The 15,065-nt window shown below is 59.6% G+C and carries 16 protein-coding genes; 8 read left to right on the top strand and 8 right to left on the bottom strand.

The window, feature by feature from the left end; genetic code table 11:
• Nucleotides 1-4: 4 nt before the first annotated feature.
• Genes ACQZ5Y_RS20480 through ACQZ5Y_RS20460 form a run of 5 tightly spaced genes read left to right on the top strand, consistent with a single transcriptional unit; the run spans nucleotide 5 to nucleotide 5,240 of the window.
• Nucleotides 5-946, top strand: coding sequence for a carbohydrate ABC transporter permease (locus ACQZ5Y_RS20480; protein WP_004431252.1), 942 nt, complete (start codon nucleotides 5-7; stop codon nucleotides 944-946).
• On the top strand, nucleotides 943-1,785 hold the full coding sequence (locus ACQZ5Y_RS20475; protein WP_013761103.1) for a carbohydrate ABC transporter permease: 843 nt from the start codon (nucleotides 943-945) through the stop codon (nucleotides 1,783-1,785). Before ACQZ5Y_RS20480 ends, ACQZ5Y_RS20475 begins: the two co-directional genes overlap by 4 nt.
• Before the next feature lie 4 nt (nucleotides 1,786-1,789).
• A complete protein-coding gene (argH, locus tag ACQZ5Y_RS20470; protein WP_174051142.1) occupies nucleotides 1,790-3,304 on the top strand; it encodes an argininosuccinate lyase in 1,515 nt (504 codons plus the stop codon).
• Entirely contained in the window at nucleotides 3,304-4,344 is a 1,041-nt protein-coding gene (locus ACQZ5Y_RS20465) for an ABC transporter ATP-binding protein (protein ID WP_174051140.1), read from the top strand. The genes argH and ACQZ5Y_RS20465 overlap by 1 nt, the downstream gene beginning before the upstream one ends.
• On the top strand, nucleotides 4,341-5,240 hold the full coding sequence (locus ACQZ5Y_RS20460; protein WP_035200391.1) for a carbohydrate kinase family protein: 900 nt from the start codon (nucleotides 4,341-4,343) through the stop codon (nucleotides 5,238-5,240). Before ACQZ5Y_RS20465 ends, ACQZ5Y_RS20460 begins: the two co-directional genes overlap by 4 nt.
• Before the next feature lie 12 nt (nucleotides 5,241-5,252).
• On the opposite strand, the gene betC is transcribed toward ACQZ5Y_RS20460, so the two are convergent.
• Together betC and choX are read right to left on the bottom strand one after the other, a co-directional pair.
• Nucleotides 5,253-6,767: a choline-sulfatase gene (gene betC, locus ACQZ5Y_RS20455; RefSeq protein WP_013761107.1), complete on the bottom strand. Its 1,515-nt coding sequence runs from the start codon at nucleotides 6,765-6,767 to the stop codon at nucleotides 5,253-5,255.
• 14 nt (nucleotides 6,768-6,781) lie between these two features.
• Nucleotides 6,782-7,735, bottom strand: coding sequence for a choline ABC transporter substrate-binding protein (gene choX, locus ACQZ5Y_RS20450; protein ID WP_065660301.1), 954 nt, complete (start codon nucleotides 7,733-7,735; stop codon nucleotides 6,782-6,784).
• Nucleotides 7,736-7,829: 94 nt separating this feature from the next.
• Between choX and ACQZ5Y_RS20445 the strand changes: the two genes are divergently transcribed.
• Nucleotides 7,830-8,726, top strand: coding sequence for a choline sulfate utilization transcriptional regulator (locus ACQZ5Y_RS20445; protein ID WP_065660300.1), 897 nt, complete (start codon nucleotides 7,830-7,832; stop codon nucleotides 8,724-8,726).
• Nucleotides 8,727-8,756: 30 nt separating this feature from the next.
• Here ACQZ5Y_RS20445 and ACQZ5Y_RS20440 read toward each other — a convergent pair whose 3' ends face one another.
• Both ACQZ5Y_RS20440 and ACQZ5Y_RS20435 read right to left on the bottom strand, forming a co-directional pair.
• Nucleotides 8,757-10,208 carry an aldehyde dehydrogenase gene (locus ACQZ5Y_RS20440; RefSeq protein WP_112651242.1) on the bottom strand — a complete coding sequence of 484 codons (1,452 nt, stop codon included), beginning with the start codon at nucleotides 10,206-10,208 and terminating at the stop codon, nucleotides 8,757-8,759.
• A 16-nt stretch (nucleotides 10,209-10,224) separates the two neighbouring features.
• Nucleotides 10,225-10,422, bottom strand: coding sequence for a hypothetical protein (locus ACQZ5Y_RS20435; protein ID WP_111799973.1), 198 nt, complete (start codon nucleotides 10,420-10,422; stop codon nucleotides 10,225-10,227).
• Nucleotides 10,423-10,554: 132 nt separating this feature from the next.
• Here ACQZ5Y_RS20435 and ACQZ5Y_RS20430 point away from each other — a divergent pair, with 132 nt between their 5' ends.
• Nucleotides 10,555-11,430, top strand: a complete 876-nt coding sequence (locus ACQZ5Y_RS20430; protein WP_112682856.1) for a helix-turn-helix transcriptional regulator — start codon at nucleotides 10,555-10,557, stop codon at nucleotides 11,428-11,430.
• Between the two features lie 87 nt (nucleotides 11,431-11,517).
• On the opposite strand, the gene ACQZ5Y_RS20425 is transcribed toward ACQZ5Y_RS20430, so the two are convergent.
• Nucleotides 11,518-12,261 carry an SDR family NAD(P)-dependent oxidoreductase gene (locus ACQZ5Y_RS20425; RefSeq protein WP_004431234.1) on the bottom strand — a complete coding sequence of 248 codons (744 nt, stop codon included), beginning with the start codon at nucleotides 12,259-12,261 and terminating at the stop codon, nucleotides 11,518-11,520.
• Nucleotides 12,262-12,287: 26 nt separating this feature from the next.
• Nucleotides 12,288-12,677 (bottom strand): DoxX family protein, encoded by a 390-nt coding sequence (locus tag ACQZ5Y_RS20420; RefSeq protein WP_174027901.1) that lies wholly within the window; start codon nucleotides 12,675-12,677, stop codon nucleotides 12,288-12,290.
• 153 nt (nucleotides 12,678-12,830) lie between these two features.
• Between ACQZ5Y_RS20420 and ACQZ5Y_RS20415 the strand changes: the two genes are divergently transcribed.
• On the top strand, nucleotides 12,831-13,214 hold the full coding sequence (locus tag ACQZ5Y_RS20415) for a winged helix-turn-helix transcriptional regulator (protein ID WP_174027900.1): 384 nt from the start codon (nucleotides 12,831-12,833) through the stop codon (nucleotides 13,212-13,214).
• A gap of 5 nt (nucleotides 13,215-13,219) precedes the next feature.
• Here ACQZ5Y_RS20415 and ACQZ5Y_RS20410 read toward each other — a convergent pair whose 3' ends face one another.
• Both ACQZ5Y_RS20410 and ACQZ5Y_RS20405 read right to left on the bottom strand, forming a co-directional pair.
• Nucleotides 13,220-14,032: an ABC transporter ATP-binding protein gene (locus ACQZ5Y_RS20410; protein ID WP_038495350.1), complete on the bottom strand. Its 813-nt coding sequence runs from the start codon at nucleotides 14,030-14,032 to the stop codon at nucleotides 13,220-13,222.
• A complete protein-coding gene (locus ACQZ5Y_RS20405; protein WP_174051136.1) occupies nucleotides 14,029-15,063 on the bottom strand; it encodes a FecCD family ABC transporter permease in 1,035 nt (344 codons plus the stop codon). Before ACQZ5Y_RS20405 ends, ACQZ5Y_RS20410 begins: the two co-directional genes overlap by 4 nt.
• Nucleotides 15,064-15,065 lie beyond the last annotated feature (2 nt).

The raw sequence follows: 15,065 nt of genomic DNA, 5'->3' as shown, positions 1-15,065 counted from the left end.
AATCATGACAGCGATCGATCAACAGGGGGCGGCATCCGGCCGCCCCGGCGGCTCCTTCGGGGATCGCTTTTCCATGCGCACGAAACGGCTTGTGTGGATCTGGAGCTTTCTTGCTATCCCGATCCTGTTTTACAGCATCATCCGTTTTTACCCGACGTTGCAGGCCTTCTGGTTGTCCTTCACCAACTGGGACCTGCTGCGCCCGGCAAAGTTCATCGGCGTTGCCAATTACGTCAAGCTGTTCAAGGATCCGCAATTCTGGAAGGTTTTCAAGAACACCTTCACCTATCTCATCGTCGGCACGCCCATCAGTCTGGTTTTGGCTTTCGTCATCGCCTTTTATCTGGATCGGGTGCGGATCCTGCACGGTTTCATCCGCGCGCTTTATTTCCTGCCCTATCTGACAACGGCAGCAGCAATGGCATGGGTCTGGCGCTGGTTCTATCAGCCGCCGCCGATCGGCATCATCAACGACGTGCTTGGCATGATCGGAATTCCGCAGCAGCCATTCATCCGTTCCACCGATCAGGCGCTTTATTCGGTCATGGTGACGTCCATCTGGGCCGGGCTTGGTTTCCAGATCATCATCTTCATGGCGGGCCTGCGCTCCATTCCGACGACATTTTATGAGGCCGCGCGCATCGACGGACTTGGCGAATGGGCGATCCTTCGAAAGATCACGCTGCCGCTCCTGAAACCAACTACCGTTTTCCTGGTCGTCTTCTCCTCAATCGGTTTCCTGCGCATTTTCGATCAGGTCTACAACATGACCACCAACGATCCGGGCGGACCGCTCGGCTCAACCAAGCCGCTGGTGCTGATGATCTACCAGACCGCGTTCAACTCCTATGCAATGGGTTACGCCGCCGCGCAGACGGTTGTCCTGTTCACCATTCTTCTTGTCGTGTCGCTGGTCCAGCTGTGGGTTCTGAGGGAAAAGAAATGAGCGAAGCGTTGCCACTCTCCCACGCCCGCGTCCGCCCCGGCCGCATCCTTGCCTGGACGCTGCTGTTCATCGGCGGCCTGATAATGATTTCGCCGCTGCTCTTCATGTTTTCGACCTCGTTCAAGACCGCGGATCAGGTCTATGATCTCAGGCTCATTCCCGCAGCACCGACGCTTGCGAATTACATGACTGTCTTGGCCGACGGCCGTTTCCTCCGCTGGTTCTTCAACTCGATGTTCGTTGCGGTCATCGTCACCGTCTCCAACTGCTTCTTCGACAGTCTGGTCGGTTATACGCTGGCCAAATTCGAGTTTAGGGGTCGCTACTTCATCTTCCTCGCGATCCTTTCCACGCTGATGATCCCGACCGAAATGCTTGTTATCCCCTGGTATCTGATGTCCAGCCAGCTTGGCTGGCTCGACAGCTACTGGGGCATCATGTTCCCGGGAATGATGACGGCCTTCGGCACCTTCCTGATGAAGCAGTTCTTCGAGACGGTTCCGAATGACTTCCTGGAGGCAGCGCGTGTCGACGGGCTGAACGAATTCCAGATCTGGTGGAAGGTAGCCCTGCCGCTGGTGACGCCTGCCCTTTCGGCGCTTGCGATCTTCACCTTCCTCGGCAACTGGACAGCATTCTTCTGGCCCCTGATCGTGACTACCAGCAAGGAGCTGTACACGCTGCCCGTCGGCCTATCGAGCTTTGCGGTGGAACAGCAGATCCAGTGGGAAATGATCATGACCGGCGCTGCCATTGCGACCATCCCAACCCTTATCGTCTTCATCGTCCTGCAACGCTACATCGTTCGCGGTGTGATGCTGGCAGGCCTGAAAGGATAACATCATGGCCGATATGAACCCGCGCCTGTCGGATACCAGCAAGTTTCCCGACCCTGTTTACAAGGAAACCGTGCTGCGTCCGCTTTTCGATGGCGCCAAGAACCACCATGTCGACGGTTTCCGCCGCATCGACCGCGCCCATCTGGTCATGCTGCGCGAGACCGGCATTCTCGATGCGGACACGGCAGCAAAAATCGCCGAAGCGCTCGATGACATCGACAGGACCATCAATCCGTCGGAGCTGGTCTATACCGGCGAGGTCGAGGATTTCTTCTTCCTGATCGAAAAGGAGCTGAAAGCCCGCATCGGTGTCGATGTGGCAGGCCGCCTGCACACGGCACGCTCGCGCAACGACATCGATCACACGCTTTTCAAAATCGGCCTGAAAGACAAGATCGACACGCTCACTGCCAAGGCGCGGCTTCTGCTGGCCGCCCTGATCGACGCCGCCGAGCGCAATGAGAAGACGTTGATCGTCGCCTATACGCACGGACAACCGGCCCAGCCCACCACCTTCGGCCACTATCTTTCCGCCGCCATCGAAGTGCTGATCCGGGATATTGACCGCTTCACTGAGGCCCGGCGCATCGTCGATCTCTCACCCATGGGCGCTGCGGCCATCACCACGTCTGGCTTTCCCATCGACCGGGCACGTGTCGCCGAACTTCTCGGCTTTGCGGCACCCTTGCGCAATTCCTATTCCTGCATCGCCGCCGTCGACTATACGACAGCGACCTATGGCGCCATCGAATTGATGTTTCTACATCTCGGCAGGCTCATTCAGGACTTCCAGTTCTGGACGAGTTTCGAAGTCGGGCAGATCTACGTACCGAATTCGCTGGTGCAGATTTCGTCGATCATGCCGCAGAAACGAAACCCGGTCCCGATCGAACATCTGCGCCACCTCGCTAGCCAGACATTCGGGCGGGCACGGACCATGCTCGACGTGATGCACAACACGCCCTTCACCGACATGAACGACAGCGAGGGCGAAACCCAGGGCATGGGTTACGAAGCCTTCGCCTCTGCCGGCCGGGTGCTCGATCTCCTTGCCAGCCTCGTCGGCAAGATCAGTATCGATCCGGAAAGGGTCGACCAGAATATTCGCCGTTCCTGCATCACCATCACGGAACTGGCAGATTCTCTTGTCCGCATCGAAGACCTGTCATTCCGCCAGGCCCATGAAATTGCCGCAACCGTCGCCAAAAGCGTTGTCGTGCTGAAGGGTGACCTGCCGAACGACGGTTACCAGCCGTTCCGCAGGGCGTTCGAGGAACTGGCAGGACGCGAGACCTGTGTCGATGAGGAAAAGTTCAGGCAGATCGTCTCGCCTGAGCACTTTGTCGCCGTGCGCAGCCGCTTCGGCGGCCCTGCCCCGGAGCCGATGCGCGAGGCAATTGCGGCCTATCGCAACAAACTTGCTGCGTTTGAAGCAGAAGCACAGCGATCCACCGACTACGAAGCGGCAAAAGCCGCTGAGCTTGCAGAGAAATTTACCGCCCTGACGGGAGCGCGATAATGGCGACAATCGAACTCAATCAACTCGTAAAGCGCTACGGCAAGGTGGAGGCAGTCAAAGGCATCGACCTTGCCATTGAAGACGGCGAATTCGTCGTATTCGTCGGCCCTTCCGGCTGCGGCAAATCCACGACACTCAGAATGATCGCGGGTCTGGAAGAGATTTCGGGCGGAACGCTGAAAATTGCCGGAAACGTCGTCAACGAGAAAGAACCGAAACAGCGCAACATCGCCATGGTCTTCCAGAACTATGCGATCTACCCGCATATGACGGTTCGCCAGAACATCGGCTTCGGGCTCTATACCTCAAAGCTCGACAAGGCGGAAAAGAACCGGCGTATCGAAGAGGCCGGTCGGGTGCTCGGACTTGAGGCATTGCTCGACCGTCGGCCCGCGGCTTTGTCAGGCGGACAGAGGCAGCGCGTCGCCATCGGCCGCGCCATGGTGCGCGATCCCTCAGCCTTCCTTTTCGATGAGCCGCTCTCCAATCTCGACGCCCAGTTGAGATCGCAGATGCGCATTGAAATCAAGCGCTTGCACCAACGTCTTAAGACAACCACCGTCTACGTCACTCACGATCAGGTGGAAGCGATGACCATGGCCGACCGGATTGTCGTGATGAAGGACGGCCATATCCTTCAGGTCGGTACGCCCTCGGAACTTTACGAGACGCCGGTGGACGTCTTCACTGCGCGTTTCATCGGCAGCCCGTCGATGAACCTGCTGCGGGGCAAAAGAACGACGAATAGCGTTACACAGTCTGCCGATGGGGATCTGCTGATTGGCATTCGCCCCCATGATCTGCTGGTTGGAGAAGGCGAGACAACTCAAGGGTCCTTCTCGCTGGAGGGAACGGTGACAGCCGTGGAGCCGCTCGGCCCGGAAACGATGGTTCATCTGGACACGCCCACGACTTCGGTCATCGCGACAGCAAGGGGCAAAGCCATTCCCCAGGTGGGTAGCCGCTTGCAATGCGAGGCGCAGGCAGGCGCGCTCTATCTTTTCGATGCTAAGACGGAAAAGCTTCTGGGCCGCGCATGATGACGACAGACACGGAAAAGTCAGCGGTCATCAGTATCGGCCGGATTTATTGCGACCTCATTTTCACCGGGCTTGACGAATTGCCGGTGCTCGGCCGGGAGCTGTTTGCCAGCGACATGGAAATCGCCGCCGGTGGCGGAGCTTTCATTGCGGCTGCGCATTTCGCCCATATCGGCCGCACGGCCACGCTGCTGGCAAGGCTCGGCACCGACACCTTCTCACGCGCCATCGGCGAGAAAATGCAGCAAAGCGGTGTAGACCTGCAATTTCTGGAACACTCGGCAGATGCGGGCCCGCAGGTCACCGTCGCGACGGTGGTTGGCCATGACAGGGCGTTTTTGACACGGCGCGCCGGTATCGCCCGGCCATCGACCCTTGATGCCGCCTTTTCGTGGAACGGGGCCTGCCATCTGCACATCGCGGAATTCGCCACGCTGCACGAAATCCCCGATCTCGTCGCCCGCGCCAGGGACAGCGGACTGTCCGTCTCGCTCGATCCCAGTTGGGATGCCTCGCTGATTTATGACAAGGGCCTGCTCAAGGCGTGCGATGGCGTCGACGTGTTTTTGCCCAACCTCGAAGAAGCCGAGGCGATCACTGGCCATTCTGACCCTGAGTCGGCGGCCAGAGCCTTGTCGGGGTCGTTTCCTGTCGTCGCCCTGAAAGGCGGGGCAGAGGGCGCCTGGGTGTCCTCGCAGACAGGCCTGCACCATGCGGCGGCGAAGAAGGTACCCGTCGTCGACACGACAGGCGCGGGTGATGCCTTCAACGCCGGTTTCATCGATGCGTGGCTTCGGCAGGCGGACGAGAAGCAATGCCTTGAGGCAGGCGTCGCGGCGGGTAGCCTCGCCGTGCAGGCCACGGGCGGCGCGCCGAGAACGACCGCCGCCGCATAATCCCTGCCAGCGTTATTCCCCGCGTGGAAAACGCTGGTTTTCCTCCAGCACGTTCAAGTCCATGTGGTTGCGCATGTAGCGTTCCGAGGCTTTCTGCAATGGCTGATAATCCCACGGGAAATAGGCGCCGTTTCGCAGCGCCTTGTAGACCACCCAGCGCCGCGCCTGACTTTCCCGGACCGATGCGTCGAAAACGGGCAGCTGCCAGCGTCGGCCGATTTCAGCCGAAAGCGATGACAGCACATCAGCGAATTCAGGATTGCCGGCAAGGTTTATCTGCTCTTCAGGATCCGTCTCGAGGTCGTAGAGCAACGGCGGATCCGCTTCGCAGACCGAGAGCTTGTAACGGCCATCCCTGATGGCGACGAGTGGCGCAATCGAACCTTCGGCGGCATATTCCATCGGCACTGGCCCGCGCTCGCCTGTTCCCGCAGCCAAAGCCGCAAGGTCTTCGCCATCCGTCCAGCGTTTCAGTGAGGTAATATCCAGGCCTGCCAGACCGCACAGCGTCGGTGTGACATCCAGCGTCGAAACCGGCGCGTCGATAAGCGCCGGTTTCCAGCCGGGTGCTGCGATCATCAAGGGCACGCGGGCCGAACCCTCGAAAAAGCACATCTTGAACCACAGGCCGCGCTCGCCCAGCATATCGCCATGGTCGGAGAGGAACAGGATGATCGTGTCCTCCTCCATCCGCGTCGCCTTCAATACGTCGAGAATTTCGCCGACCTTCTCATCGATATAGGAGATATTGGCGAAATAACCGCGCCGCGCCCGGCGTATCTCGTCGGGTGAAATATCGAAGGCCTGATGATCACAGGCTTCCAGCAACCGTTTTGAATGCGGATCCTGCTGCTCGAAGGGAAGCGCCCCTATCTGCGGATCGAGTGCCGGGCAATCCTCATAGAGATCCCAGAATTTCCGCCGTGCCACATACGGGTCATGCGGATGGGTGAAGCTGACGGTCAGGCACCACGGTCGGTCATCGAGCCGGCGCGACAGATCGTAGAGCTTGCGGGTTGCGTGATAGGCAACCTCATCATCATATTCCATCTGATTGGTGATTTCGGCAACGCCCGCGCCGGTGACCGAACCGAGATTGTGATACCACCAGTCGATCCGCTCGCCCGGCTTGGTATAATCAGGCGTCCAACCGAAATCCGCCGGATAAATATCCGTCGTCAGACGCTCTTCGAAGCCGTGCAACTGGTCCGGTCCGACAAAATGCATCTTTCCGGAAAGGCCGGTGTAATAACCAGCTGCCCGCAGGTGATGCGCATAGGTCGGAATATCCGACGCGAATTCGGCGGCATTATCGTAAACCCGCGTCCGGCTGGGCAATTGACCGGACATGAACGAAGCCCGGGCCGGCGCGCAAAGCGGGCTTGCCGTATAGGTATTGGCGAAACGGACAGACCGCTCCGCCAACGCTTTCAGATGTGGCGCGTGGAGAAAATCGGCCGGGCCATCGGGAAAAAACGTCCCGTTGAACTGGTCGGCCATGAGGATCAGGATATTGGGACGCGGCATTTCACCCTACAGTCTCAGAGGCCAAGCTTGCCTTTGACGGCATCCGCACCCGGCTTGCCATCCAGCGTGGTAACGCCCTGCAGCCAGCCATCCAGCGATGTCGGATTGGCCTTCAGCCACGTCGCTGCCGCCGCCTTGGAATCCTCGCCACCGAGAATGGAACCCATCAGGGCATTTTCCATGCCGATATCGAATTTGAGGTTCTTGAAAAGCGTCGCCGCATTCGGGCATTGCTGCGGCCAGCCGGTACGGGCAAGCGTATAGACCTCGGCGCCACCGAAATTCGGGCCGAAATAGGCGTCACCGCCGGAGAGATAGGCGATATCGATCTTCTCGTTCATCGGGTGCGGCGCCCATGCTAGGAAGACGACCGCCTTTTTGTCTTTTCCGGCCCGTTCCACCTGCGCCAGCATCGCCTGCTCGCCGGATTCGACAAGCTGCCAGCCCTTCAAGCCGAAATCATTGGCATCGATAATCTTCTGAATGTTCTGGTTGGCGGGTGCGCCCGGCTCGATGCCGTAAATCTTGCTTTCAAATTCGTCAGCGTGTTTGGCAAGATCCGAAAAATCCTTCACGCCTTTTTCGGCCATATAGGAAGGCACTGCCAGGGTGAACTTGGCGCCTTCAAGGTTTTTCGTCATCACGTCGGCCGCCTTGGCGGCGTTGAGGTCGTCAACGAAGGATTTCTGGGCGGGCATCCAGTTGCCGAGAAAGACGTCGATCTCACCGTTTTTCATGGCCTGATAACCGATCGGCACCGACAGCGTCTTGACGTCGGCCTCATACCCCAAAGCGTCGAGCAGAACCGAGGCGACGCCATTGGTGGCGGTGATGTCGGTCCAGCCGGGATCGCTGAGGCGAATGGTCTTGCAGGCCGCATCATCGGCGGCATAAAGCGGGGTGGAGAAGGCCGCCACGGACAAAAACAGACCGGCGGCGATGCGGTGCATGCTAGAAACGGTTTTCATTGCGGCTCCCCTTTTATTAGTCCAGTTTATTGAACACCACATTGTTTTTGCCTGTGAAGCGGGTATTTTTCGATGACTGATATAAGGAATTTCTATGACAGAGCGGCCGCTCGATCTTGGATGGATGCGCATTTTCACCGAGGTCGCCCGTCGCGGCAGCCTGACGGCAGCGGCGGCGTCCCTGCGGCTGACCCAGCCAGCTGTCAGCTATCAGATCCGCCGGCTGGAAGACGATCTGGGCGTTGCACTGGTGCGGCGTAAACATCGCGGCATCGAGTTGACGGCCGAGGGGCTAAAGCTGTTCGAGATCGTCTCGCGCAATGTCGATGCCATCGATCTTCTGGCGCAGCAACTTCGCCGAACGGAGGAACGGCAGACAATCCGCCTGCACACGGACTATGCCTTCTCCTCTCTCTGGCTCATCCCACGCATGCATGGTTTTCGCGCGCTCAATCCTGACATCAACATCCAGATCGTCGCCACGCAGGATCCGCTCGGACAGGGCAAACACGACAGCGACGTGATGATCATCTTCGGCACGCGGCAGGATGCCGGCGACGGCGCGGTGCTGCTGCTTTCGGAGAAGGTCACGCCCGTCTGCTCGCCGGCGCTTTTGGCGGAGCAGTCGGCACCCGAAACCGTGGATGATTTTTCGCGGCTGAAACTCATCCACCTCGAAAATACCTCACAGGCGCACTGGTTCGACTGGGCGTCCTATTTCAAGCATTTCGGCGTGCTGAGAGGCGCGGAAAACGAAAGCGGAGACATCAGTTTCAACAATTACACCATGGTGGTTCAGGCAACGATCGGCGAACAGGGTTTTGCCCTCGGTTGGGCGGGACTGGTCGATCCGCTGGTCGAGGCAGGCGTGCTGGTGACCGCAGGCCCGAGTCTGGATGCGCCGGGTCGCGGCTACTGGTTGCTGAGGCCGAAAAGCAGCGACAGTGCGGTCAGAAAACTCACCGGCTGGCTGATCGACGAGAAGCGTTGACGTGACCAGCCAGCCGGTGATGCTTCCGGCTTAAATCGGGTAATGCAACGGTCCGTCCTGCAGCGTGACCCATCGCAGTTCGGTGAATTCCGCAATGCCCGCCGTGCCGCCGAAACGGCCGTAACCGGAGGCCTTCACCCCACCGAACGGCATCTGCGCCTCGTCGTGAACGGTGGGTCCGTTGATGTGGCAAATGCCACTTTCGATGCGTCCGGCTACCGCGAGTGCCTTTGCCTGATCCCTGCCGAAAATAGCTGCGGAAAGACCAAACTCGGTTTCGTTGGCGATACTGACTGCCTCGTCGACGCTGCCGGCGCGAATGATGGAAACGACCGGGCCGAAGCTTTCTTCGGAATAGAGCCGCATCGCAGAGGTCACGCCATCGACGGCAAGCGCATCCAGCATGGTACCATTGCCGCCTCCGCCGGCCACAAGGCGTGCGCCTTTGGCAACGGCGTCATCCACCAGCGCCCGGATGCGGGACGCGGCCTCGGCGCTGACCAAGGAGCCAAGCGGCATTTTTCCCTCGCGAGGGTCTCCCGCCTTCAGGCTCGCCGCTTTTTTGGCAAAGGCCTCGACAAAGGCGTCGGCAACGCTGTCGAGTACGATGATGCGTTCCGTCGACATGCAGATCTGGCCCTGGTTCATGTAAGCGCCAAAAGCGGCCGCAGCGACTGCTGCGTCGATATCGGCATCATCAAGCACGATGAAGGGTGCCTTGCCGCCAAGCTCCAGAAGCGCTGGCTTCAGGTAACGGCCCGCCGTTTCCGCGATGACACGACCGACGCGGGTCGAACCGGTGAAATTCACCCTTCTGACAGCCGGATGGGCGATCAGTGTTTCAACTATTTTCGCCGCATCTTCCGGCGCGTTAGAGACGGCGTTCAGCACACCTTTCGGCAGACCTGCCGAAGCGACGGCCTCGATGATCAGCGCATGGGTGCGCGGGCAAAGCTCCGAGGTCTTCATCACCACGGTGTTGCCACAGGCAAGTGGCGTGGCGATGGAGCGTACGCCGAGAATGACCGGTGCATTCCATGGCGCGATGGACAGAACCACGCCTGCCGGCTGGCGAAGTGCCATCGCCGTGGTTCCCGGGCGGTTGGAGGGAATGATTTCACCCTTTATCTGGGTCGTCAGGCTGGCCGCCTCGACCAGCATGTCGCTGGCCAGCATCACGTTGAAACCGGCCCAGGCATCCGTCGCGCCAATCTCCTCTTTCATCGCCAGCGTAATCTGCGGCCCGGCATCGCGGAGCGCCTGCGCCGCGGCAAGAAGCAGGCGACGGCGTTCGCCGGGCGGCGTTGCCGACCAGACGGGAAAGGCTGCGGCTGCGGCATCGGCCGCACGTGTGGCATCCTCAGGCGTTGCCGCCGCCGCACTGGTTGCCAGGTCCCCGGTGATCGGATTGTTGCGCTCGAAACGCTTGCCGTTTGCGGCTGGGCAATGGTCGCCACCGATGAAAAGATTGACAGTCTGCATGGTCTTCCTCCTGAATTCAGAAAATGGTGGCGGCGGCACCGCCGAAAAACGCCCGTTGCACGGTGGGACGGGAGGAAAGGGCTGCTGCCGTCCCCGCCCCTGCGATCCTTCCGGCTTCCAGCAGATAATCGCGATCGACAAGGGCAGAGCTTCCGCGAACAACCTGTTGCGCTAGCGCAAGGCAGGACAGCGTTCTGCGCTTCATACTATTCATGATTTTCCTCCAACGGCGCAGTAGCGGGATTGCCGTTCTCCTCATGGCTTCCCTGCGCTGATGGAAGTTTAGCAACGACAGGCGCATATAAAATGCACTAATGTAGTGCATTATTGTACTTTTGGAGGGTGAATGCCGCGTCACGGCCAGATAGCTGCTAACAGGATCGAAACGACGGCGCGCATGCTGACTTCGTCCCTGCGCGTGTCGGAGTTCAAGCTGGAACAGGGCGCAGCCCATTTTGTCCTCGTCTCAGCCGGTGAAGCGGAGATCATTCAGGGCGAAAAGACACTTGTGGTTACCGCGCCGGGGCTGGCCTGGCTGCCTGCCTCCGGCCCCGCCGGCCGCCTGCGGCTGAATGCCGGAAGCCGCGGATCACTGCTGAAAACGACCGAAATCGGCCTTGCGCATGCCATGCCAACCGGAACGAGCGCAATCATGGTGCGCAGCACATTGCAGCGCGTTCTGACCCGGACGTTGGCTGAAAAAGACAGCCTAGAACTGGCGGGTTATCTCGACACCATCGCGGATGAGAATTTCCGGTCATCGACAGGATCGGATACGATCATCCCCAGCCTGTTATCCGTCACCCTTATCCGAATCTGCCAGCATGCCATGGCCGACGTCGCGGGCGCGGCTTCCACCGCAGGCAGCCTTACCGAGCGGTTTGTGCTACTTGTCAGTCAGCACAAACGCGACCAATGGGGCGTGGAAGACTATGCGGGTCAACTCGGCGTCAACCGTGAACGTCTTGGATTTGTGGTGCGCAAGGCAACGGGGCTTTCACCACAGGCCTATATTCACCGCGAACTGCTTTCCGAAGCGCGCGACCTTCTTCTCAACTCTTCACTGCAAGTCGCTGAAATTGCGTTTCGATTGGGATTTCAGGATCCTGGGTATTTCAACCGCTTCTTCACCCGCAATGAAGGCACGTCTCCCGGCCGTTTCCGGCGAATGGCGGTGCGCATACAGAACGTAGCACCGCCGTCCTATGCCGCATGGCCTTGAGTTCTGCCCGGCAGGTGCAAATCAGGAGCGGCAGAAGAGACAACGGAGCGAAGTGCCGGCCTGTTTGCCCGGCACTCCAACGGGGCGTTAGCGGGCGCTGTCGATAATCTGGCCGCCGTCGGGGGTCAGGCTCGAGCCTGTAATGAACCTCGAATCGCTGCTTGCGAGGAAAAGAGCGACCGGAGCGACATCCTCTTCAGGGGAACCGTAACGACCAAGGGCATTCGTGGGAGCAGGAGCATCGACGCCCGCACCCCAGGTGTCGGCAACGGGAAGCAGGTTGTTCACGGTGATATTGTCAGGACCCCATTCGCGCGCAGCAGATCTCGTCAGGGCGCGGACGGCCTCCTTGGCAAGGTTATAAGGTCCATACGGCGACATGCCGAGAATACCGGCCAGCGACGCGAAATTAATGATCCGGCCCTCGCCACTGGCCTTTAAGTACGGATAACAAGCCTGCATCATGCGAAGATAGGCGATCGGCCCCATATCGAGGTTTCGTTGCAGTTGCTCGACGGTGAGCTCGAGGATCGGGGAGTGGACGACAGTCGGGTCGAACGCGACATTCACGAGAATGTCGATGCCGCCAAATACCTCCGCTGCCTCAGCCACAGCCCGGGTGATCTGTTGGCCATCGCCAAGATCACAGACGATGCCGAGCGCGGTGCCACCACTGGATTGTATCTGACTGACGACCGCGTTCACATTTGCAGGCGTCAAGGACAATACCACGACCTTGGCGCCCTCCCTTGCAAAGAGTTCTGCCGTCGCACGGCCAATCCCTCTGCCTGCGCCCGCCACGATGGCTACTTTTCCGGTCAGTTTTCCCATTTTGATTTCCTTTCGTGATGAATGCGTCAGAGCGGCCGTGCAAGGGCATAGGGGGACGGGACTTCGCGTGCAGCGTTCTGCATGGCGAAGGAAACGACGAGCAGCCCGAGCCCGATGGCGGCAGGCAGTGCGCCGGCAGGTTTGCGGACGCCGATATGTGCAAGGCCGGACAGCAGCAGGTGAAACAGTACCCCCGCATACGCCAGATCGCTGATGGCGACGTTGAACCGCGCAAGGATGGCGATGACGGCGGCGATCTTCACCGCCGTCAGAAGAGGCACAAGGTATGCAGGGTAACCGAAGCCGGTTATCGTCTCCCTCACCCAGTCGGATTTGACGACGTAGGTGACTGCCGACGCCAGATAGAGCAGGACAAGAAGGGTTGTTGCGACCCAGTAGATGTAGAATGAAGACATAGGATATCCATTGCCACCGAATGTCTTCGGCAGCTTGATTTGTTCAATATTTTCGTTGTTCCGGAACAGCTTGGGGCTCATGATCCGGCGTTCATATGGAAAATGTGCTATTGAATGAATATGCGCAAGTAGGATGAATTTAGCGTGGTAAGTATGGAAAACCAGACTAATGGCGGTGATATCATTAATATGCACGAGGAAATGCGTCGCGCTTTCGCGCTGCTTTCCGGCAAGTGGAAGCTCGAAATCATGTGGCTTCTCAACCAGCGGATCTATCGTTTCAACGAGCTGCGCAAAGCCATTCCCGGCATCACACAGCACATGTTGACCTCCCAATTGCGTGAGCTCGAGGCCGATGGACTGGTCTCTCGCACCGTCTTTGCAGAGGTTCCGCCACGCGTGGAATATGAAATTACGGCGAAGGCGAAAGGACTTGGCCCGACCATGGAGGCATTGATGGCATGGTGGAACGAGTACGGCGCGAGCGTTCCGGTTAAAACCACCACCCGTGGACGCAGACGGTCACCGCAAAAATAGATGGATTATTGCGGCCGTTGCGCCGCCGTCCTGTGCCGCCCGATCGGCAGCATCATTGGTTTGCCCGACGTCGGGTCTTCGATGACACGGCTTTCTATGCCGAAGACGTGCCGCACGTTTTCTTCCGTCAGCACCTCCTCCGGCGTGCCGCAGATATGCAGCTTTCCACCGGTCATGGCGACCAGATGATCAGCGTAGCGCGCCGCGAGATTGAGATCGTGCAGCACCATGACGATGGTGGTCTGACGGGCATGGTTGAGGTCCGTCAGAAGATCCAGCACTTCCACCTGATGGCTGATGTCGAGGAAGGTGGTGGGTTCGTCGAGTAGCAATATCTCGGTCTCCTGGGCGAGCGCCATGGCGATCCATACGCGTTGCCGTTGCCCGCCGGAGAGTTCGTCCACCGGCCGCTCGGCAAGTTCCACCGTATCGGTGGCGACGAGGGCTGCGGCCACGGCCTCATCATCCTGGCGCGACCACCGCGCGAAAAGGCCGTGATGCGGGTGCCGGCCGCGGCTGACCAGATCGGCAACGACGATGCCCTCGGGCGCAATGGGTGACTGCGGCAAAAGACCCATCCGTCTTGCAAGTTCGCGCGAAGGAAGACGGTGGATCGACTTTCCGTCGAGCAGGACCTGCCCGGCGCGGGGAGAGATAAGCCGCGACATGCTGCGAAGAAGCGTGGACTTGCCGCAGGCATTGGCGCCGACGATGACGGTCATCTGGCCGCGCGGAACGACAAGATCCAGCCCTTCGATGATGAGGCTATCACCGTATCCGGCCGAAAGACGGTTCACGGAAAGGGAGTGGCTGGTCATAACGAGCCTCCGCTGCGGTTTACCCGCACGATAAGGTAGATCAGATAGGGCGCGCCGAGCGCGCCGGTGACGACGCCGACCGGGTAACGGCCCGGCAGCAGGAACTGGCCGCAATAATCGCCCACCAGCACCAAGGCTGCCCCAACGAGCGCAGCCGGAATGAGCAACGACCCATTGCTGCCAACGATGCGCGCGGCAATCGGCCCGGACAGAAAGGCGACGAAAGCAATCGGCCCCGAAACTGCCGTGGCAAAGGAGATCATGCCGACGGCGGCGATAATCACGATAATGCGCGTTCTCCCCACCTGGACCCCAAGCGCCGCGGCCGCATCATCGCCAAGCCTCAATGCCTCGAGATCGCGCGCGCGACTGAGCAGCAGGCCGCCAAAGAGGATGAGCGCGACGAAGAGCGGCAGCGTCTGGGCAAGTTTTGCGCCGTTGACGCTGCCCGTCAGCCAGCGCATCGCCTCCTGCAGCGTCCAGGCCGGTGCAACGGACAAGATATAGGCGATGAAACTTTCGAGCATGGCCGAAACGCCGATGCCGACAAGGATCAGCCGCGTTCCGGCAACCCCGTTGCGGAAGGACAGCAGATAGACCAGCAATGCGACGCCAAGCCCGACGACGACGGCGAACACCGAAACGAGCGGTCCACTCAGATGCAGGACAACGATGGCAAACACCGCTGCCACGCTTGCGCCGGAACTGATGCCGATAATGTCAGGGCTGGCAAGCGGGTTGCGCAGCATGATCTGGAAGGCGACACCACCCAGCCCGAAGCTCAGACCCGCGAGAACGGAAAGCAGCGCGCGTGGCAGGCGCAACTGCCCGACCGTGAAAGTGACGCCGGCAATGTCCTCTCCGAGCAGCACCCGCAGGACGTCGCCAGGCGGCGTGAAGGATTGTCCCAGCATCAGCGTCAATGCGAAAACCGCGATCAAAAGAGCTGAAAGGGCTGCAATGACAAGGCGACGCCGGCGCTGGCGGTCGTGACGATTGGAAAGCAATGTTTCAATGACGGACGTGTGCATGT

The organism is Agrobacterium sp. A3-95, from assembly GCF_053521785.1.
Note: the sequence above shows the minus strand (reverse complement) of the source record. Positions and strands in the feature narration are given on the sequence as shown.

Coding starts and splice junctions, on each gene's coding strand:
- ACQZ5Y_RS20405 (WP_174051136.1), bottom strand. CDS start 15,063: ATGCACACGTCCGTCATTGAAACATTGCTTTCCAATCGTCACGACCGC.
- ACQZ5Y_RS20480 (WP_004431252.1), top strand. CDS start 5: ATGACAGCGATCGATCAACAGGGGGCGGCATCCGGCCGCCCCGGCGGC.
- betC (WP_013761107.1), bottom strand. CDS start 6,767: ATGCCGCGTCCCAATATCCTGATCCTCATGGCCGACCAGTTCAACGGG.
- ACQZ5Y_RS20425 (WP_004431234.1), bottom strand. CDS start 12,261: ATGGGAAAACTGACCGGAAAAGTAGCCATCGTGGCGGGCGCAGGCAGA.
- ACQZ5Y_RS20460 (WP_035200391.1), top strand. CDS start 4,341: ATGATGACGACAGACACGGAAAAGTCAGCGGTCATCAGTATCGGCCGG.
- ACQZ5Y_RS20475 (WP_013761103.1), top strand. CDS start 943: ATGAGCGAAGCGTTGCCACTCTCCCACGCCCGCGTCCGCCCCGGCCGC.
- ACQZ5Y_RS20420 (WP_174027901.1), bottom strand. CDS start 12,677: ATGTCTTCATTCTACATCTACTGGGTCGCAACAACCCTTCTTGTCCTG.
- ACQZ5Y_RS20430 (WP_112682856.1), top strand. CDS start 10,555: ATGCCGCGTCACGGCCAGATAGCTGCTAACAGGATCGAAACGACGGCG.
- choX (WP_065660301.1), bottom strand. CDS start 7,735: ATGAAAACCGTTTCTAGCATGCACCGCATCGCCGCCGGTCTGTTTTTG.
- ACQZ5Y_RS20415 (WP_174027900.1), top strand. CDS start 12,831: ATGGAAAACCAGACTAATGGCGGTGATATCATTAATATGCACGAGGAA.
- ACQZ5Y_RS20445 (WP_065660300.1), top strand. CDS start 7,830: ATGACAGAGCGGCCGCTCGATCTTGGATGGATGCGCATTTTCACCGAG.
- ACQZ5Y_RS20440 (WP_112651242.1), bottom strand. CDS start 10,208: ATGCAGACTGTCAATCTTTTCATCGGTGGCGACCATTGCCCAGCCGCA.
- ACQZ5Y_RS20410 (WP_038495350.1), bottom strand. CDS start 14,032: ATGACCAGCCACTCCCTTTCCGTGAACCGTCTTTCGGCCGGATACGGT.
- ACQZ5Y_RS20465 (WP_174051140.1), top strand. CDS start 3,304: ATGGCGACAATCGAACTCAATCAACTCGTAAAGCGCTACGGCAAGGTG.
- ACQZ5Y_RS20435 (WP_111799973.1), bottom strand. CDS start 10,422: ATGAATAGTATGAAGCGCAGAACGCTGTCCTGCCTTGCGCTAGCGCAA.
- argH (WP_174051142.1), top strand. CDS start 1,790: ATGGCCGATATGAACCCGCGCCTGTCGGATACCAGCAAGTTTCCCGAC.